The 15,714-nt window shown below is 36.0% G+C and carries 19 protein-coding genes; 15 read left to right on the top strand and 4 right to left on the bottom strand.

Annotation, left to right across the window (positions count from 1 at the left end):
- Window position 1: 1 nt before the first annotated feature.
- Complete coding sequence (locus P2Q73_RS02565; protein ID WP_056830916.1) at window positions 2-1,111, top strand: GNAT family N-acetyltransferase; 1,110 nt, start codon at window positions 2-4, stop codon at window positions 1,109-1,111.
- Between the two features lie 28 nt (window positions 1,112-1,139).
- Here the strand turns inward: P2Q73_RS02565 and P2Q73_RS02560 are convergent, their stop codons facing one another.
- Window positions 1,140-1,295 (bottom strand): lmo0937 family membrane protein, encoded by a 156-nt coding sequence (locus P2Q73_RS02560; protein ID WP_156350779.1) that lies wholly within the window; start codon window positions 1,293-1,295, stop codon window positions 1,140-1,142.
- A 99-nt stretch (window positions 1,296-1,394) separates the two neighbouring features.
- Between P2Q73_RS02560 and P2Q73_RS02555 the strand changes: the two genes are divergently transcribed.
- The 7 genes from P2Q73_RS02555 to P2Q73_RS02525 all read left to right on the top strand — a co-directional run bounded on the left by P2Q73_RS02555 (window position 1,395) and on the right by P2Q73_RS02525 (window position 7,276).
- Window positions 1,395-1,664, top strand: coding sequence for a late competence development ComFB family protein (locus P2Q73_RS02555; protein WP_253278911.1), 270 nt, complete (start codon window positions 1,395-1,397; stop codon window positions 1,662-1,664).
- Between the two features lie 142 nt (window positions 1,665-1,806).
- Window positions 1,807-2,226: a transcriptional regulator MntR gene (gene mntR, locus P2Q73_RS02550; protein ID WP_053591638.1), complete on the top strand. Its 420-nt coding sequence runs from the start codon at window positions 1,807-1,809 to the stop codon at window positions 2,224-2,226.
- 167 nt (window positions 2,227-2,393) lie between these two features.
- On the top strand, window positions 2,394-3,254 hold the full coding sequence (locus P2Q73_RS02545; protein ID WP_156316833.1) for a CvfB family protein: 861 nt from the start codon (window positions 2,394-2,396) through the stop codon (window positions 3,252-3,254).
- 145 nt (window positions 3,255-3,399) lie between these two features.
- Entirely contained in the window at window positions 3,400-4,311 is a 912-nt protein-coding gene (locus P2Q73_RS02540; RefSeq protein WP_053591640.1) for a DUF1002 domain-containing protein, read from the top strand.
- Between the two features lie 892 nt (window positions 4,312-5,203).
- On the top strand, window positions 5,204-6,172 hold the full coding sequence (locus P2Q73_RS02535) for a ring-cleaving dioxygenase (RefSeq protein ID WP_275783558.1): 969 nt from the start codon (window positions 5,204-5,206) through the stop codon (window positions 6,170-6,172).
- A 33-nt stretch (window positions 6,173-6,205) separates the two neighbouring features.
- A complete protein-coding gene (locus P2Q73_RS02530; protein ID WP_053591642.1) occupies window positions 6,206-6,487 on the top strand; it encodes a GNAT family N-acetyltransferase in 282 nt (93 codons plus the stop codon).
- Window positions 6,488-6,805: 318 nt separating this feature from the next.
- Window positions 6,806-7,276: a DUF4064 domain-containing protein gene (locus P2Q73_RS02525; RefSeq protein ID WP_275783554.1), complete on the top strand. Its 471-nt coding sequence runs from the start codon at window positions 6,806-6,808 to the stop codon at window positions 7,274-7,276.
- Window positions 7,277-7,466: 190 nt separating this feature from the next.
- Here P2Q73_RS02525 and P2Q73_RS02520 read toward each other — a convergent pair whose 3' ends face one another.
- Entirely contained in the window at window positions 7,467-7,958 is a 492-nt protein-coding gene (locus P2Q73_RS02520) for a GNAT family N-acetyltransferase (RefSeq protein ID WP_053591644.1), read from the bottom strand.
- 93 nt (window positions 7,959-8,051) lie between these two features.
- On the opposite strand from P2Q73_RS02520, the gene P2Q73_RS02515 reads away from it, so the two are divergent.
- Window positions 8,052-8,501, top strand: coding sequence for a GNAT family N-acetyltransferase (locus P2Q73_RS02515; protein WP_275783550.1), 450 nt, complete (start codon window positions 8,052-8,054; stop codon window positions 8,499-8,501).
- 57 nt (window positions 8,502-8,558) lie between these two features.
- Complete coding sequence (locus tag P2Q73_RS02510; RefSeq protein WP_056830906.1) at window positions 8,559-8,870, top strand: hypothetical protein; 312 nt, start codon at window positions 8,559-8,561, stop codon at window positions 8,868-8,870.
- Window positions 8,871-8,897: 27 nt separating this feature from the next.
- Here P2Q73_RS02510 and P2Q73_RS02505 read toward each other — a convergent pair whose 3' ends face one another.
- Window positions 8,898-10,028 carry an MFS transporter gene (locus P2Q73_RS02505; RefSeq protein WP_275783546.1) on the bottom strand — a complete coding sequence of 377 codons (1,131 nt, stop codon included), beginning with the start codon at window positions 10,026-10,028 and terminating at the stop codon, window positions 8,898-8,900.
- Between the two features lie 125 nt (window positions 10,029-10,153).
- Between P2Q73_RS02505 and P2Q73_RS02500 the strand changes: the two genes are divergently transcribed.
- The 5 genes from P2Q73_RS02500 (at window position 10,154) to P2Q73_RS02480 (ending at window position 14,061) form a co-directional block, all read left to right on the top strand.
- On the top strand, window positions 10,154-11,044 hold the full coding sequence (locus tag P2Q73_RS02500; protein WP_056830902.1) for a diacylglycerol/lipid kinase family protein: 891 nt from the start codon (window positions 10,154-10,156) through the stop codon (window positions 11,042-11,044).
- A 110-nt stretch (window positions 11,045-11,154) separates the two neighbouring features.
- Complete coding sequence (locus P2Q73_RS02495) at window positions 11,155-11,946, top strand: helix-turn-helix transcriptional regulator (RefSeq protein ID WP_053591649.1); 792 nt, start codon at window positions 11,155-11,157, stop codon at window positions 11,944-11,946.
- A gap of 77 nt (window positions 11,947-12,023) precedes the next feature.
- Complete coding sequence (gene yidC, locus P2Q73_RS02490) at window positions 12,024-12,791, top strand: membrane protein insertase YidC (protein WP_053591650.1); 768 nt, start codon at window positions 12,024-12,026, stop codon at window positions 12,789-12,791.
- Between the two features lie 74 nt (window positions 12,792-12,865).
- The gene (locus tag P2Q73_RS02485) at window positions 12,866-13,111 is read left to right on the top strand and encodes a hypothetical protein (protein ID WP_056830900.1); all 246 of its coding nucleotides are present in this window, start codon (window positions 12,866-12,868) and stop codon (window positions 13,109-13,111) included.
- A gap of 101 nt (window positions 13,112-13,212) precedes the next feature.
- Window positions 13,213-14,061, top strand: a complete 849-nt coding sequence (locus P2Q73_RS02480) for a M15 family metallopeptidase (protein WP_053591652.1) — start codon at window positions 13,213-13,215, stop codon at window positions 14,059-14,061.
- Between the two features lie 39 nt (window positions 14,062-14,100).
- Here the strand turns inward: P2Q73_RS02480 and cls are convergent, their stop codons facing one another.
- Window positions 14,101-15,555: a cardiolipin synthase gene (cls, locus tag P2Q73_RS02475; RefSeq protein WP_053591653.1), complete on the bottom strand. Its 1,455-nt coding sequence runs from the start codon at window positions 15,553-15,555 to the stop codon at window positions 14,101-14,103.
- Window positions 15,556-15,714: the final 159 nt, after the last annotated feature.

Raw genomic sequence — 15,714 nt, 5'->3', positions numbered from 1 at the left:
CATGAAGCTTACAGAATGGACAATGGAAGAACAAGAAGAGCTAATACATTTTATGACGACTAACACTTGGCCATATCATGGTAACTCTCATCCGGCGAGAGAATTAATAGAAAAGACGATTGAAGAAGGTGGATATCAATCGGATCAAGTGAAGACATTTTGGGTTGAAAATGAAAAAAAAGAACAAGTAGGAATTGTTAAAATCTATGACTTACAAGATGAGATTCCTTTATTTGATTTACGAATTGCAGATGAAGCACGTGGAAGAGGATATGGTCCTCTTGCATTGAAAATGGTTACTGAGTATGTTTTCCAACTGCCTGAAGTGAAAATACGATTGGAGGGTCATACTCGACAGGATAATTTTGCTATGCGTAAAACGTTTGAAAGAGCTGGCTTTGTGAAAGAAGCTCAGCTCAGACAGGCTTGGTTTTCTCCCAAGGAAAACTCTTACTATGATGCAGTGACATATGGAATGACGAGAGATGACTTTTTAAAGGGAACCGCAACTCCGGTTAACTGGGACGATGATTTCAATAAAAAAGCAAAGAATGAAGAGCGACACTCTATTTCAGAGGAGTTTTACACAGAACGACTTATAATTAGAGCACCTCGTTTGGAGGATGCAGAAGTTGTGTGGAGGTCAGTAATTAACTCTCATGATGCATTAAAAGAGTGGATGCCCTGGGCACAAAATAAACAAACATTGGAACAGATGACGACTAATTTACGCCAAGCGGTTGCTGATTTTATAACACGAAAAGACTTACGACTTCATTTGTTCTTGAAAGATACTGGTGAATTTGTAGGTGCATCCGGATTACATCGAATAGATTGGAATGTACGAAAGTTTGAAATTGGCTATTGGATTGATTGTAAGTTTGAAGGAAAAGGTTTAATGACGGAAGCTTGTGAACGAATAACACAGTTTGCTTTTGAGGATTTACAGGCAAACCGAGTAGAGATTCGTTGTGATAGTGAAAATGTTCGAAGTCGCTCCGTTGCAGAAAGAGTCGGATATACATTAGAAGGATTACTTCACAATGACTCCTTATCAGCAGATGGGAAAAGACTTAGAAACACATGTATTTATGGGAAAACAATCCAATAAAAAAGGATGCTCATAGAGCATCCTTTTTCTATACGGACCGTCTTCCTGTTACAAGTTGAATAACAAAAATAATACCTGCTATAATTAGTAGTGTGTGGATTAGCCCTCCACCAATTTTTAATACTAAACCGAGTAACCAAAGTACGATTAAAATAACGATAATAGACCATAAAATTTTACCCATATATATTCTCCTTTCCGCTTTAGCATTTGGTTATTAAAGTTTTACCCTTTCGTATATAGTGTTAAACATCATGATAATTTTTAAGGAGAAGAGATAAATTTGCTCACAAACGTAACGGAAGAAATTGTGAAGAGCCTGGTGACGATGCTTATGAGAGGTCCGGAATACCAAACCTTTTGTAAATGTGAACAATGTGAATTGGATATTATAGCTTTAAGCTTAAATACTTTACCCGCACATTACGTCACAACTGACAAAGGAAGAACGGCTGTATTTGAACGTTTAAATTCAAAAGAGAACTTAGAATGGATTAATAAGAGAATTATCCAATCAATACATGTAATTGGAAAGTATCCTCATCGTAGTTAAACCTTAAACTTTTCTCTCAGAACCTTATCAAACGATAAGGTTCTTTCACTTAGAAAAGCTCTACTTGGATAAAATAGCTATATTTGTGAAGAAGAGAGCGTTGTAGTAAAATAAACGGAGTAGTTATGAAAGGAAGATACGTATGCCAACACCAAGCATGGAAGACCATATCGAACAAATATATTTGTTAATCGAGCAGAAAGGATATGCTCGTGTGTCTGACATTGCAGAAGCCTTATCTGTCTTGCCTTCGTCTGTAACGAAAATGGTACAGAAGTTGGATAAAGACGGTTTTTTAATTTATGAGAAATACCGTGGTCTTACACTCACTCCTAAAGGATTAAAACTTGGGAAAAAATTAGTGAAAAGACATGATTTATTAGAAGACTTCCTAAGACTAATTGGAGTAAAAGAAGAGAATATATACAATGATGTAGAAGGAATTGAACACCATTTAAGCTGGAATTCCATTGATCGTATAGCAGATTTAGTTTTGTTTCTAGAAGAGAATCCAGATCTTCAATCAAAACTCCTTGAATTACAAGAAGAAGAGAGCGATTAGTTTATATACATAGTCTTTGTTACGGATTAGTTGGAGAGTTTATAATGCAAACGAAAAGGTAATAAGTAAAGTAAGGGTTTCTGAATATATAAGTGGATAATGTACGATACAAATTAGAAGTAAGGTCAAGACCATTATCATAATTGGTCAGAAGGAGAGCGGTGAATTTGGCAGAGCTAGAATCAGGAGAAATTGTAAAATTAAAAGTTGAAGAAAAAGAAGGATCAAAATGGATTCTCACACATAAAGGAGAAGAAATCTCTTTAAATGCTTCTGAAGCACCAGAAGATTTACAAGTGGATGACAAGATTGAAGTATTTTTATTTGTAGATCGTAGAGGGAATTTATCAGCTACCACACAACTGCCACATATTACAAAGGGGACGTATGGATGGGCGAGGGTGATAAAAGTTACGGATAAAGAAGGGGCATTTGTCGATATTGGCACTTCTAAGGAAGTACAAGTAAAGGCAGAGGACTTACCGAAAGTGAAAGAACTGTGGCCAGTTATTGGCGATCACTTATATATGACACTTCGCACAGATAAAGAAGGAGAATTGTTTGGTCGTCTTGCAACAGAAGATCGCGTGGAGGAACTATATATAGATGCTCCAACTACTTTACTAAACAAAAATGTACAAGCTAGAGCGTATAGACTTCTTCCGATTGGATCTTTCTTACTTAGTGTTCCAGAAAATTACCGTATTTTCGTGCACCAATCAGAACGTGTGGAAGAACCTAGATTAGGCCAGGATTTAACGGTTCGTATCATAGATACAAAGGAAGATGGATCATTGAACGGTTCCTTATTACCTCGTAAACATGAACGTTTGGGAGACGATGCGGAATCTATTTTTAGATATTTAAATGACGTAGGTGGTAGAATGCCATTTACTGATAAGTCAACGCCTGAGGAGATCCAAGAAATGTTTACGATGAGTAAAGCGGCTTTTAAACGAGCACTTGGTAAACTCATGAAAGAGGGTAAAATTGTTCAAAATGATGGCTGGACAGAAGTAAAAATGTAAAAGAAAGTTTCCAATAGTTAAACTTGGAAAGGTCTAAATAGTTAGAAATAATTGGAGAAGGAGTAAAAAGAATCGATCAGTCGGAACTTTTTGCTCCTTTTTTCGTACTAATGGAAGAATGGATTGGAAGAAAGGGGATATTTGAGTGAAGAAATTATTACAACCATTTATCGCTGTCATTTTATTGTTTGGAGTTTTAGTTACTCCTTCTATCACGTTTGCAGACTCTACGGGTACTACGGAACCAGTTAACGAAAAATTCGGTGCACCAATAGTCGTTTATGGTGGGAACCTGACAGATGAACAAAAAAATAGTGTGAAAAATAGTTTAAAAATAACCGAGAATTCAGATGTTCAAGAAATAATCGTAACAGGGAAAGATTTAGCGACGTATTTAAAAGATGGTGATGCATCTGCACGAATGTTCTCTTCAGCCAAAATCACTAGAAAAGATGCTGGTAAAGGTTTAGTAATCAATATTGTCACACCAGATAATATTACTGAGGTAACTTCAGAAATGTATGCAAATGCAATGCTTACAGCTGGAATTCAGGACGCAGTTGTAGAAATCGCTGCTCCAAAACCAGTTACTGGTCATTCGGCGCTCGTAGGAATATATAAAGCGTACGAAGTGACAGGCGGAGAGTTAGACCCAGAACGTACAGATGTAGCAAACGATGAACTATCGGTAGCGACAAATCTTGCAAAAGAAGCAGGTATTGATGAAGCGAAAGTAAGTGAATTGTTAACAGAAATTAAAAAACAAATTGCTGAGCAAAATCCTGTTTCACGTGAAGAAGTTGAAAAGATAGTTACGGAGCAGTTAGCTAAGTTACAGATTGAACTATCTGAAAAAGATCGCCAATTACTAATAGATTTGATGGATCGAATTCGTCAACTAGACATCGATTTTAGCCAGTGGTCTGATCAATTGAATGATTTAAGTAAAACGATAGAAGATAAGATTGGTAAGATTGTAGATGATGAAGGATTTTGGCAAAGTGTCAAAGACTTCTTTAATAATTTAATTGATTCCATTCGTTCTTTATTTAATTAAACGATACACCCTAATTGTCATCGCAGGCATTTAGGGTGTTTTTTATGGACTAGCGCTTAGAGTTTGGAAAGACGGATATACCTCTTGCTGCACGCTACGCATGACTCTCCGAAGGATAAGTCGCTCCTATATCCTTTACGGGGTTCATTAGACCCGTTAATTTCCGTTCCAGGCGGACGCGTTCCGCCGGGCATGGCTTCAGCCGCTTCCCTTGCTCCTGCGCAAAGCTCGTCGCAAAAAACAATGCTCCTGCGCAAAGCTCGTCGCAAAAAACAATGCTCCTGCGCAAAGCTCGTCGCAAAAACTAATTTCGCTAAGCTCAGTCCAGGGTCCTTTCACTCATGCACCTGCCGCTTCGCTTTCGGTGCAGAAAACATTTGCTATTCCGGCTAGAGTCACCGCCTTCCACTACAATTATCTATTAACCGCCTTTCAATTAGAAAACCATCATACCATTGATAGAGCAAGTTTCTATCACTTACATTTTTTCAATTAGTATTTATAGAAAATCGTTGAAAAAGGTGACACCACTGCGGGAATAGCGTTAGCAGAAGACCCCGCAGTTGAGGGGAAGGCAATCTAAGTTCGCCGCATCCTGCTCCTGCGCAAAGCTCGTCGCATAAGAACTTTTGCGGCAACGATTGCATGACCAACACGTGTTGGCCTAGGAGGCTAAGGCAACGCCCGCGGAAAGGGAGCCGTTTCAATGATTTTCTTATTTATCGGACGCAGGCGCGAATGCCTATAGAAATTAGTACTATGACTTTTAATTTCATTGCATACTAGCGATGAACCATTAATAATAACTTCCTATTTGCACATATTATATTTATTTGATATTATAAAACTAATAAAATTATCTTGAATTCGAGATAAAATGGAGGAGAAAGCAATGAAATTAGCAGGAATACACCATGTGTCAGCAATCACAGCAGATGCTGATAAAAATCACGACTTTTTTACAAGAATACTGGGCATGAGATTAGTGAAAAAAACAGTCAATCAAGATAGTACATCTTCCTATCATTTGTTTTATGCAGATGCTGTAGGAACCCCTGGAACAGATATGACTTACTTTGACATTCCGATGGCAGGAAGAACATATCCTGGTGTATCAAGTATTAGCAATACGGGATTCCGTGTAAAAAGCGAAGATGCTCTGAAATTTTGGAAAGAAAGATTTACGAAATTGGAAGTACCCCATGACGAAATAAAGGAAAAATTCGGGCGGAAAACACTTTATTTTGAAGACTTTGAGGGCTCTCGTTTAATGCTAGTAGTCGATGATGGTAAAGGAATTCCATATGGAGAGGCTTGGGTGAAAGAAGAGATCTCTGCTGAAAATGCGATTGTAGGATTAGGTCCAGTGAAGCTAACTGTGCGAAAAGCAGATCCAACAGAAAAAGTGCTTACAGAAATTCTAGGATTCACGTTAGCTGGATCTTATCCATCAGAAATAGCTAATATGCCTGAAGTGTTAGTATATACCACAGGTGCAGGGGGGCCGGCAGGCGAAGTGCATATTGAAACAAGAACTGATTTACCACAAGAGAGACCTGGTAGAGGAAGTGTGCACCATGTTGCATTCCGTGTGCCGACAATGGAGGACTATCCAAAATGGGAAGAATTATTGCGTGCAAAAGGATTTGTCACATCAGGTTTAGTAGATCGTTATTATTTCAAATCCATTTATTTCAGAGAACCTAACGGTATTCTATATGAATTGGCTACAGATGAGCCAGGCTTTAATTCAGATGAACCATTAGAATCCTTAGGTGAGTCTCTCGCTCTACCTCCTTTTTTAGAAACAAAAAGAGAGCAGATAGAAGCTAAGTTGCGTCCGTTGTCAATTAACAAATAACTATGTTAAAATTCAAAAAAGGAGTGGTTGACTGTGGAATTTCAATACAAAGAATTAGGAAATGATGTTTATGCCTATCAATATGTCCAAGATGGTGAAAGACTTGGTGAAATTACGTGGACTTTACTTGGAGATGTCATGGTGATGGACCACACATACGTTTCAGATAAACTACGAGGGCAAGGTATAGCAAAGAAATTATTAGATACTGCAGTAGCCTACGCACGTGAAAAAGAATTAAAGATGGAAGCTGTATGCTCATACGTTGTGGCAGCTTTTAATAAATCAAACGAATATGACGATGTAAAAGCTTAATAAATATAAAAGGCAATCCGCTTATTTAAGAAAAGTGGATTGCCTTTTACATTTGTAATGTTAAATAAATAAAACTAAAATACCGGTTAATACGGATGCACCTGCCAATGTGTATAAGAAATCAGACTGATTAAAGATTAACTTTTTCTCCATCCTATTCCTTCCTTTCTGTAGTAAGTGTTAGTATTTAAGTACCCCCCTAAAACAACTATTAAACAAGTTTATTTCATTTTGTATAGGGTAAAAGTAAAAAAAGATGAAACTTTTAGTAAGGTTGAACGTAAAATTACTATATAAAACATTAATGGAGGTATACATATGTCTCGAACAGGAGAAAAGGTTTTAGGTATTATAAGTGCAATTTTTACACTTCTAGCAATTATATTGATGGCGATAATTGTAACTACTGGAAGTGCAGCCATACAGGATGAGGCATTTAATACGGAGTTTGAGCAACAAATATTAAATGATCCAACTTTAACTGGCCAGGATGCGGAAGCAATTGCACAATTGGTGGATATACTTCCAAGTGTGTTTGGTGTATTTGGTTGGGGATTTGTTGTTGCCCTTGTAATTAGTCTTATACTAAATATTGTAGGGATTGTTTCTATATCCAAAAATAAAAATCCAAAATTAGCAGGTATTATGTTTATACTAGCTGGATTGTTTGCGGGGATCATATCGTTAACATCGATATTATTATACATCGCAGCAATTATGTGCTTCGTCCGTAAGCCGCCAGTTGAATTCGCTGAGCAAGAATACTACAATCCAGATCAAACGGTATAACTAAATCACAATTCTTTATAAATAAGAAGATAAGAAAGAAATTTTTTGCGACGAGCTTTGCGCAGGAGCAAAATGTCTTTCTGCGACGAGCTTTGCGCAGGAGCAAAATGTCTTTCTGCGACGAGCTTTGCGCAGGAGCAAGAATACTACAATCCAGATCAAACAGTATAAAGATAAAACACCGACTTACTCAGTAAGTCGGTGTTTTTAATAAATACACATATTTAGCCGTGGATAGAGGATGACCTTCAAAGTATTCGTCAAATTCTTCCAAGCATTCAAAACCGAAACGTTCATAAAATGCACGCGCTCCATCATTTTTGCTTTCTACATAGACGAATAACTGACGTCCCGTTGGCATCTCGTTCAAGCCGGCCTGTAGTAGTTTTTTGCCGTAGCCTATTTGCTGATACTCTGGAAGTACATAGATAGCGGTTAGCTCGGCATCTCCATCTTCATCTACATACGTAAAATTAGCAAATCCAATTGGCTTTCCTTCAAACTCTGCAAGTAAAAAAATAGTTTTTTCCATTCTTTTGGCTAACATCGTATTTGAATAAGCCTTTTTTAGAAAAAGCTCTTGTATATTGTCTGGAATAATTCCTTTATATGTGCTGTTCCAACTGATCTTTGCGATTTGTTGAACAGTTGCTAGATCATTTAACGTGATCGCCCTAATCATTTGAGTCACCTCTAAATTCTTTTTGTTATCATAACAAAAATAATATCAATCTTCTACTATTGTGTGATAATAAAAATGAAAGGTGGGTTTTTTATGGAATGGAATTTACAAAAATTTAATGAAATGGACGTATATCAATTGTACGAAATACTCAAGCTACGCGTGGATGTTTTTGTTGTAGAACAAAATTGCGCTTACCCTGAATTGGATACTTATGATTATAATTCTTTGCATTTATTTGCTTGCGACGAAAATGAGATAATTGCCTATTGCCGAATACTTCCACCTGGTGAAAAATATGAGGAATGCTCTATTGGTAGAGTAATTGTGAAAGAAAAATTTCGCGGGACTGGTGTTGCAAGACAACTTATGATAAAAGCTTTAGAAGAAGCAGAACGCACTTATCAAATAGAATCGATTCAACTTTGTGCTCAAAGTCATTTGAAAAACTTCTACAGTTCCTTTGACTTTCATGCTAGCTCGGATGAATTTGATGAAGATGGAATTCCTCATGTTTATATGGTTAGAAATAAAAAAGTGTAAGTTTTGAAATAAAGGGTAAGTAATAAGTAGAACATAAAAAATTAGGAGGTACATATCATGGCTAAAGGAAAAAATAACACATTACTACTAGCAGGAATTGCTGCGGGAGCCTATGCATATTTTAGTAAAAAAGAAAATCGTGATAAAGCGATAGTTGCATTTAATAATACAAAAGCAAAGGTTAACTCATTTATAGATGCACAAAAACATAATCGCTCCGATTTAACTGTTGCTGGGCACCCAGATCCGCACAATACTCCCGATAGCAAGATGGTAGACGAAGGCGCAATGACAAGTGTTCAATATTATAATGATGAAGTGCAAAATAAGGACAAGAAAACTCCAGAATATAATGAAGTGAGTTCTTAATAGAAAGGGTCTCCAGCATGGGGACCCTCAATTTTTTTTATCTTTTAGTATAGATAATACTGATAAACATATTAACAATCCACCCGTCAATAGAAATCCGCCGTTTGCAGTAAGTTGCAGTAGTCCAGTAACACTAGAACCAACTACCACGCCTATTGAAAAAAAGGCGTAAAAATATCCGTATGCCTTTCCCCGATAAGTAGGTTCTGTTGAGTCAATTAGCAACGAATTTATAGAGGGGAATAGAAATGCAAATCCTACTCCATATAAACTCATTCCCACGTATAGCAGTTGTAATGTGTCAATCTGTCCGAGTAAAAGCATGCTTATCCCCATTAATCCCATCCCAAAAGCGAGTGTTTTAATAGGTTTAACTTTATCAAATAGTCGATTAATAGGTAATATGAAGACTAAAATTGCCACAAAGCCAAAAGTACTCAGTAATAGTCCGCTTGTTTTTGAATCATACCCTAGATACAGTACTTTTAAAGGGAGCATATAGGCGAGTACGCCCTGTGAAAACATCAAGAAAAAGGCACCTGCAAATGCTTTTACCAAACCACTTTCTGCAAAAATGTCTCTTACTGTTACAGAAGCATTTTCCTTCGTTTTTTTGTGAATGGAAACTGTACTTAATAAGAAAACTGATAAAATACTAAGAATAAGCATAATAGAACCTGTGATACTTAAGACAAATACTTCATCTTTTTTACTAGCCATAATTCCACTAAAAGCAGGACCTAAAATCGCAGCTAGTCCTACAAATGCTCCTGATAATGCAACACTTTTTCCACGCTTTTCAGCAGAGGTTTGATTCGCAGAATACGTAAAAGCTGCAGGAACGATAAGACCTGCAAGCAGTCCATGGATAAAGCGGACAATTAATAGACCGATTGGGTCTGATACCCCTTGGTACATAAAGAGGGAAATACTCGTAGCAAATAAACCAATGATTAATATAGAAAAAGGACCTTTTTTATCGGTTAAAAAACCTGAGATGATGTTTCCGATTGTATTTGAGAATGAATACATTCCTACAACCAAGCCCGTTAAGAATGGGGTAGCACCTAAAGATTTAGCGTAAGGACTCATTATAGGTAGCTGTGCAAATAAATCAAAAAAAGAAAAAAAGACAATTATATATATAAATACCCGCAAGTATATTCCTCATTTCTATTTCAGCTTCTACTCTAGTTTAGCACTTTTTTATTATGTAATCTGTTTCATAATAGGTAAATAGGGTATTAGGGAAATAAAAATTACAAATAAAGGAGGTAAATAGATTGAAAAAAGCAATGGTTATATTTAATCCTTCATCTGGGAAGGAAGAAGCCGAAACATATAAAGAAAGGGCTCTTACAGTTCTCGATGCACTTGGATATCAAATAGTTGAAAAGGAAACAGAAAAAAAAGATGATGCTATTACGTTTGCCAAACAAGCTTGTGAAGAGAAAATGGAGTTCCTCGTAGCTATGGGTGGAGATGGGACGATAAATGAAGTTATAAACGGACTAGCCAATCAATCATATCGACCTCTATTTTCAATAGTGCCTCTTGGAACAGTAAATGACTTCGCAAGAGCATTAGGAATCCCTTTAGAGCCAGAGATTGCAATCGAGGCATTAAAGATGACCAATACAGAGTTTGTAGATATAGCTCAAATTGGTAATAAATATTTTGGAAATATCGTTGCAATCGGTGAGATTGCAAGTAGAGTTGCGAACACTTCCGTTGAGAAAAAAACGAAACTAGGTTCATTAGCATATTTAATTGAAGGTGCAAAAGTAGTTATTTCTAACGAAGAGGTGGGTTTCACTATTCAACATGACCATGGGACCTGGACTGGAACATCGATGCTCGTTTTAGTTGGCTTAACAAATTCAGTAGGTGGATTTGAAAAAATGATGACAAATGCCGAAATCAACGATGGACTTCTTCATGTGTATATTTTTAAAAAATCTGGTATTGCTAACCTCGTTCGAATGGGTACAAAAATTTTATTGGGCACATTAAAAGAGGATGATGGAGTGGAGGTCATTACGACTAAAAAGGTTTACATGGAGTCTGATCGACCATTATTTTGTAACGTTGACGGGGATGAAGGTGTATGTACACCATTTGAAATTAAGGTACTACCAAAGCACTTAAAATTATTAATTCCAAATAATAGCTAAATTATCATCATAAATGTTTCCATTTTCCAACAAAGTGTTATAAAATGATTCTACGTACCCAATAAAGAACAATACCAAAAGTACTATAAAAAAAGAAAGATGAGGTCCTTATGCAATACTCACAAAAGATTTTTTTAGAAAGCTTTTCCAAAGCGTATACAAAAGAAATAAGCGTAATTAACAGCATTGAAGGTTTGAGTTTGTTTTTAGATTTAGAAAAAAAATTATTTCTTCATATGTATGCTTTCGAGCTTGAGGAAGCTAAAAAAGTATTAAGAGAAATCATAGACTTAATTATTATTAGAGCTGAGAAGTTAATGATTATGTATGTCAAAAATTACTACATACAATTAGTTGCTGTGATGGCAAGGAAATTACAAGAAAGCCAAGTTCCCTCTGATAAGGTAATGGCTTTTAATATCGCTAGTGTCAACGTTATAGAAACAAAAATGAGCGATGCACAGTTTCTTCAATGTGCAGATGAATTAGTAGAGTTTTTTGTATTGGTCATTACAGAAAGAAAAAAACCGTCCTTTGGTCATCAAACAGTGAACAAAGTTATCTTATTTATAAATGATGAAATTGAAACAAATTTAACTGTGGAAGATATTGCTAAGTGTTTTAATATTAGTACAAGTCATTTATCTCGAATTTTTCGGGAACATACAGGGGTAACTCTAGTAGAATATTTAAATATTCGTAAGGTAGAGGAGTGCCAGTATTATCTAAGACATACGAACAAAGGGATTTCCGATATTTCTGATTCATTTCACTTTTGCAATCAAAGCTATTTCACTCGTATATTCAAAAAGTATACAGGTCTAACACCGAAGCAGTTTAGGGATCATCATGAATACCCTAATTTCAAATATAATTTTCCAAATGAAAGCAGAGCTATATAAGTATTGCTATGTTTATATTTGATAAATAGCTTCATAGAAGGTATACTCGTTATAGTTTGAAAAATGAAGGTGAATGAATGAAAAAGAAGATTAGTTTGCTTTCTATTCTTGTCTTTGCAGCAGTTGTTCTAAGCGGATGTTCAGGAGTAGAGAATAAAGAAGGTACTTTTTATAATATTTTTGTTCGACCTTTTGATTTTTTACTTCATTTCTTTGGAGAAATATTCAATGGTAGTTATGGACTTGCTATCATTGCAATTACATTAATTATTCGATTTGCTTTAATGCCTTTGATGCTTAAAAACTATAAGAATCAACAAGGTATGAAAGAAAAAATGGATAAATTGAAACCAGAAATGGATGAGATTCAAAAGAAATTAAAAGCTACAAAGTCAAAAGAAGAACAAATGGCTTTACAACAAGAAATGATGGGATTATATCGTAAGCATAATGTAAATCCTTTGAATATGGGTTGCTTACCAATGCTTATTCAAATGCCAATCGTCATGGGATTATATTTTGCAATCCTGCACTCAACAGATGTGAAAACACATCCCTTTTTATGGTTTAACTTAGGTTCTCCGGATATTGCGATGACGCTTATTGCAGGTGTGGTTTATTTTGTTCAAGCAAAAGTTTCATTATGGACGGTACCGGAGCAACAAAAGCAACAAATGAAAATGATGATTTATATTTCTCCTATCATGATTATGTTCATCTCGTTCAGCTCTATGGCTGCATTACCATTGTACTGGGCTGTCGGTGGGATTATCTTAATCTTCCAAACATACTTAGGGCGTAAATTTTATTCAAATCATCCAGAAAAAGCAGAAGAATCTGTATAACGAAAACGTTTGTCAACAGTCTAAAACGAAGCTTTTTATAGCTTCGTTTTTTCTATGAGAGGTGTAGTTTAAAAGTGAATAAGAATTGGATCATTGGAATCTTAATTGCAGCGGCTTCCATTGCCTCTTTAATATTTATTATAGTAGGGAATTTAAACATGGCAGTCCTCTTTATGACAGCTATATTTGCTTTAAGTAATGGTTACCGAGCGGTCAGCTTTAAGGAAAAAGGTTTTGAACGGGAAGCAAAATGGATGAAGGGAATGTCTATTTTATTTATCGTATTATTTTTCGTCGTTCTAGGAATGGTTTTAATATAACTTTTGTTCATGGGTTGTCCACAAAGACAACCCATTTTCTCATCCAGTTTTAGAAGAAAAATGTTAAAATGATAGTATCGTTATTGGAAAGAAGGAAGACAATGCATTCTCGACAAAGTTTATTTAAAAAGAAAAAACAAAAAAAATGGCCATATATTGTCTCGGGTACAATTTTGGGATTGTTAGTTGCAGCCATTGTCACTTGGATTGGAATAAATGATTGGAATATAAACGAAAGTCTTGCATCTTTAGGTCTGACGAATAAAACAGAAGAGATGACTACAGAGGAAAAAGAAAAAGACATGATAGATGAGCAAGAAGCAGAGGAACCGACGAAAGAAGAGCAGGTAGTAGAACCACCAGTTGTCGAAGAGCCTGAAGTCGATATGTCAGGAGCAAATGGATACATAGGTCATGAAACGTTACCAACGGAACCGACATACTTCCAAGGAGTACTCATTGCAAGTAAAAAGTATCCACTACCTTCAACATTTGACCCTGGAGAAAGTAAGGATGCAAGAGCAGCATTTGAAGAAATGGCTGCCGAAGCAAAACTTTCTGGTTTTGACCTCGTTGCATTTAGTACATATCGTTCATTTGAATATCAAACTACACTTTATCAGAGATATGTGAGTAATGATGGGCAAGAAGAGGCGGATCGCTATAGCGCACGTCCAGGATACTCCGAACATCAAACTGGTCTTGCTTTTGATATAGGAGAACAACATTTTGAGCAACATTTTGCGCGTGAAAGCTTTGGAGAAACTGAGGCTGGAAAATGGGTTGCTGCCAATGCACATAACTATGGTTTTATCATGCGATATCCAAAGGAAAAAGAAAAAATTACCGGATATATGTACGAGCCATGGCACTTCCGCTATGTTGGTAAGCAACTAGCGGGCGAGATTTATGAAGCAGGCACTACGCTAGAAGAATATTTGGATATATAAAAAGTCAGCGTCCTCATTAAGGGACGCTGACTTTTCTAGTTATAGGATTGGGGATAATAATCGTGCTAGAGATTCTTTAAACTTAATCATACGAGTTCTTTCCTCATATAGTTCCATAGTCAATGGAGTAGATAACTTCATATCCTCCTCGAATAGCTCTGCAAGCGCATGAGAAGTTTCGCGGTCATAGATAAATGCATTAACTTCAAAGTTTAACTTAAAGCTTCGGACATCAATATTTGCTGTTCCTACAGTAGAGGCTTCATCATCAATGACAATCATTTTTGTATGAAGGAATCCATTTTCATAAATATATACTTTTGCTCCGGCTTTTATTAATTCTCCTACATAAGAATAGGTAGCCCAATAAACGAATATATGATCTGGTTTGTTTGGAATCATTATCCGAACATCGATACCAGATAGACAAGCAATACGAAGTGTATCCATAAAGCTCGCATCTGGAATGAAGTATGGTGATTGAATGTAAATATACTTTTTCGCCATCATTAGAAGCTTTAAATATCCGTTTTTTATCTGCTCCCATTCGGAATCAGGTCCACTGGAAACAATTTGCAATCCAACTGAGCCTTTCATCGGGATGGCTGGGAAAAATACATCGGAATATTCAATATCATGTTCGGCGGAAGCTTGGTTCCAATCAAGTATAAATCGGGTTTGAAGTGGATGTACTGCACTTCCTTCTATCCTTAGATGTGTATCACGCCAATAACCAAATCGTTTATTTAATCCTAAATATTCATCCCCTACATTAAATCCTCCGATATAACCAATTCGACCATCAATAACGACAATTTTTCGGTGGTTACGATAATTCATACGTGGATTAATAAGAGGTAGGATAGAAGGGAAAAATGCTTCTACACGGCCACCTAATTCTATTAACTCTTTAAATTGCCTTTTCCGCAAAGAGCGTGAACCTGTGTCATCATATAAAATTCGAACTTTTACTCCTTGCTTCGCTTTATCTAATAGTACTTGGTAAATCTCTTGACCAAGATTGTCTAGACGAAAAATATAATACTGAATGTGAATATGATCCTTTGCATTTTCTAAATCCTGCAAAAGTGCCTGGAATTTTTTTCGTCCGTCATTAAAAATATCTACTTTGTTATCTTGAGTTAGTACCGCTTGGTTATTGTGTAAATGCATAATAATTAACTCTTTATAATGCATGGCATCATCCAAACGAAAATCAAACGAATCATCCTCAATCGCTTCCATTTGAAATTCTATTAATTTATCGATACCAATTTTGTTTTTACCTTCCCAACGAAATAAATGCTTTTTACGCAACTTTCTTCCAAATAATAAATAAATACCGAAACCTACAATAGGTACAAAGAATAAAACCAAGATCCAAGCCCAAGTAGAGGAAGCATCTCTACGTTCCAAAAATATTAATGCAATTGCAAAGAAAATATTTAAAATAATTGTCCCTGTCACTATTAAACTAATAATGCTAGCCGCCACAGTTTCACCTCCTTCTATTTTATTTTTTTTGGAAGTTAGTTTTAGTATATCCGATTTAGGGGAAAGAATGAAGAAACTAGGTATTATGTGGTAGAAAGTATAACCTACTTGACCTATTGGAATAAAAGTATTATTCTATGTTAGGTGAAAAAATGGAGG

Source organism: Bacillus sp. Cr_A10 (genome assembly GCF_029222665.1).
In the GTDB taxonomy this organism is placed as follows: Bacteria; Bacillota; Bacilli; order Bacillales_A; family Planococcaceae; genus Psychrobacillus.
This window is presented reverse-complemented; position numbering and strand designations above follow the sequence as displayed.

Excerpts from the sequence above, each read along its gene's own strand:
- P2Q73_RS02565 (WP_056830916.1), top strand. The coding sequence starts at position 2 with ATGAAGCTTACAGAATGGACAATGGAAGAACAAGAAGAGCTAATACAT.
- P2Q73_RS02560 (WP_156350779.1), bottom strand. The coding sequence starts at position 1,295 with ATGGGTAAAATTTTATGGTCTATTATCGTTATTTTAATCGTACTTTGG.
- mntR (WP_053591638.1), top strand. The coding sequence starts at position 1,807 with ATGCCAACACCAAGCATGGAAGACCATATCGAACAAATATATTTGTTA.
- P2Q73_RS02535 (WP_275783558.1), top strand. The coding sequence starts at position 5,204 with ATGAAATTAGCAGGAATACACCATGTGTCAGCAATCACAGCAGATGCT.
- P2Q73_RS02525 (WP_275783554.1), top strand. The coding sequence starts at position 6,806 with ATGTCTCGAACAGGAGAAAAGGTTTTAGGTATTATAAGTGCAATTTTT.
- P2Q73_RS02520 (WP_053591644.1), bottom strand. The coding sequence starts at position 7,958 with ATGATTAGGGCGATCACGTTAAATGATCTAGCAACTGTTCAACAAATC.
- P2Q73_RS02515 (WP_275783550.1), top strand. The coding sequence starts at position 8,052 with ATGGAATGGAATTTACAAAAATTTAATGAAATGGACGTATATCAATTG.
- P2Q73_RS02510 (WP_056830906.1), top strand. The coding sequence starts at position 8,559 with ATGGCTAAAGGAAAAAATAACACATTACTACTAGCAGGAATTGCTGCG.
- P2Q73_RS02495 (WP_053591649.1), top strand. The coding sequence starts at position 11,155 with ATGCAATACTCACAAAAGATTTTTTTAGAAAGCTTTTCCAAAGCGTAT.
- yidC (WP_053591650.1), top strand. The coding sequence starts at position 12,024 with ATGAAAAAGAAGATTAGTTTGCTTTCTATTCTTGTCTTTGCAGCAGTT.
- P2Q73_RS02480 (WP_053591652.1), top strand. The coding sequence starts at position 13,213 with ATGCATTCTCGACAAAGTTTATTTAAAAAGAAAAAACAAAAAAAATGG.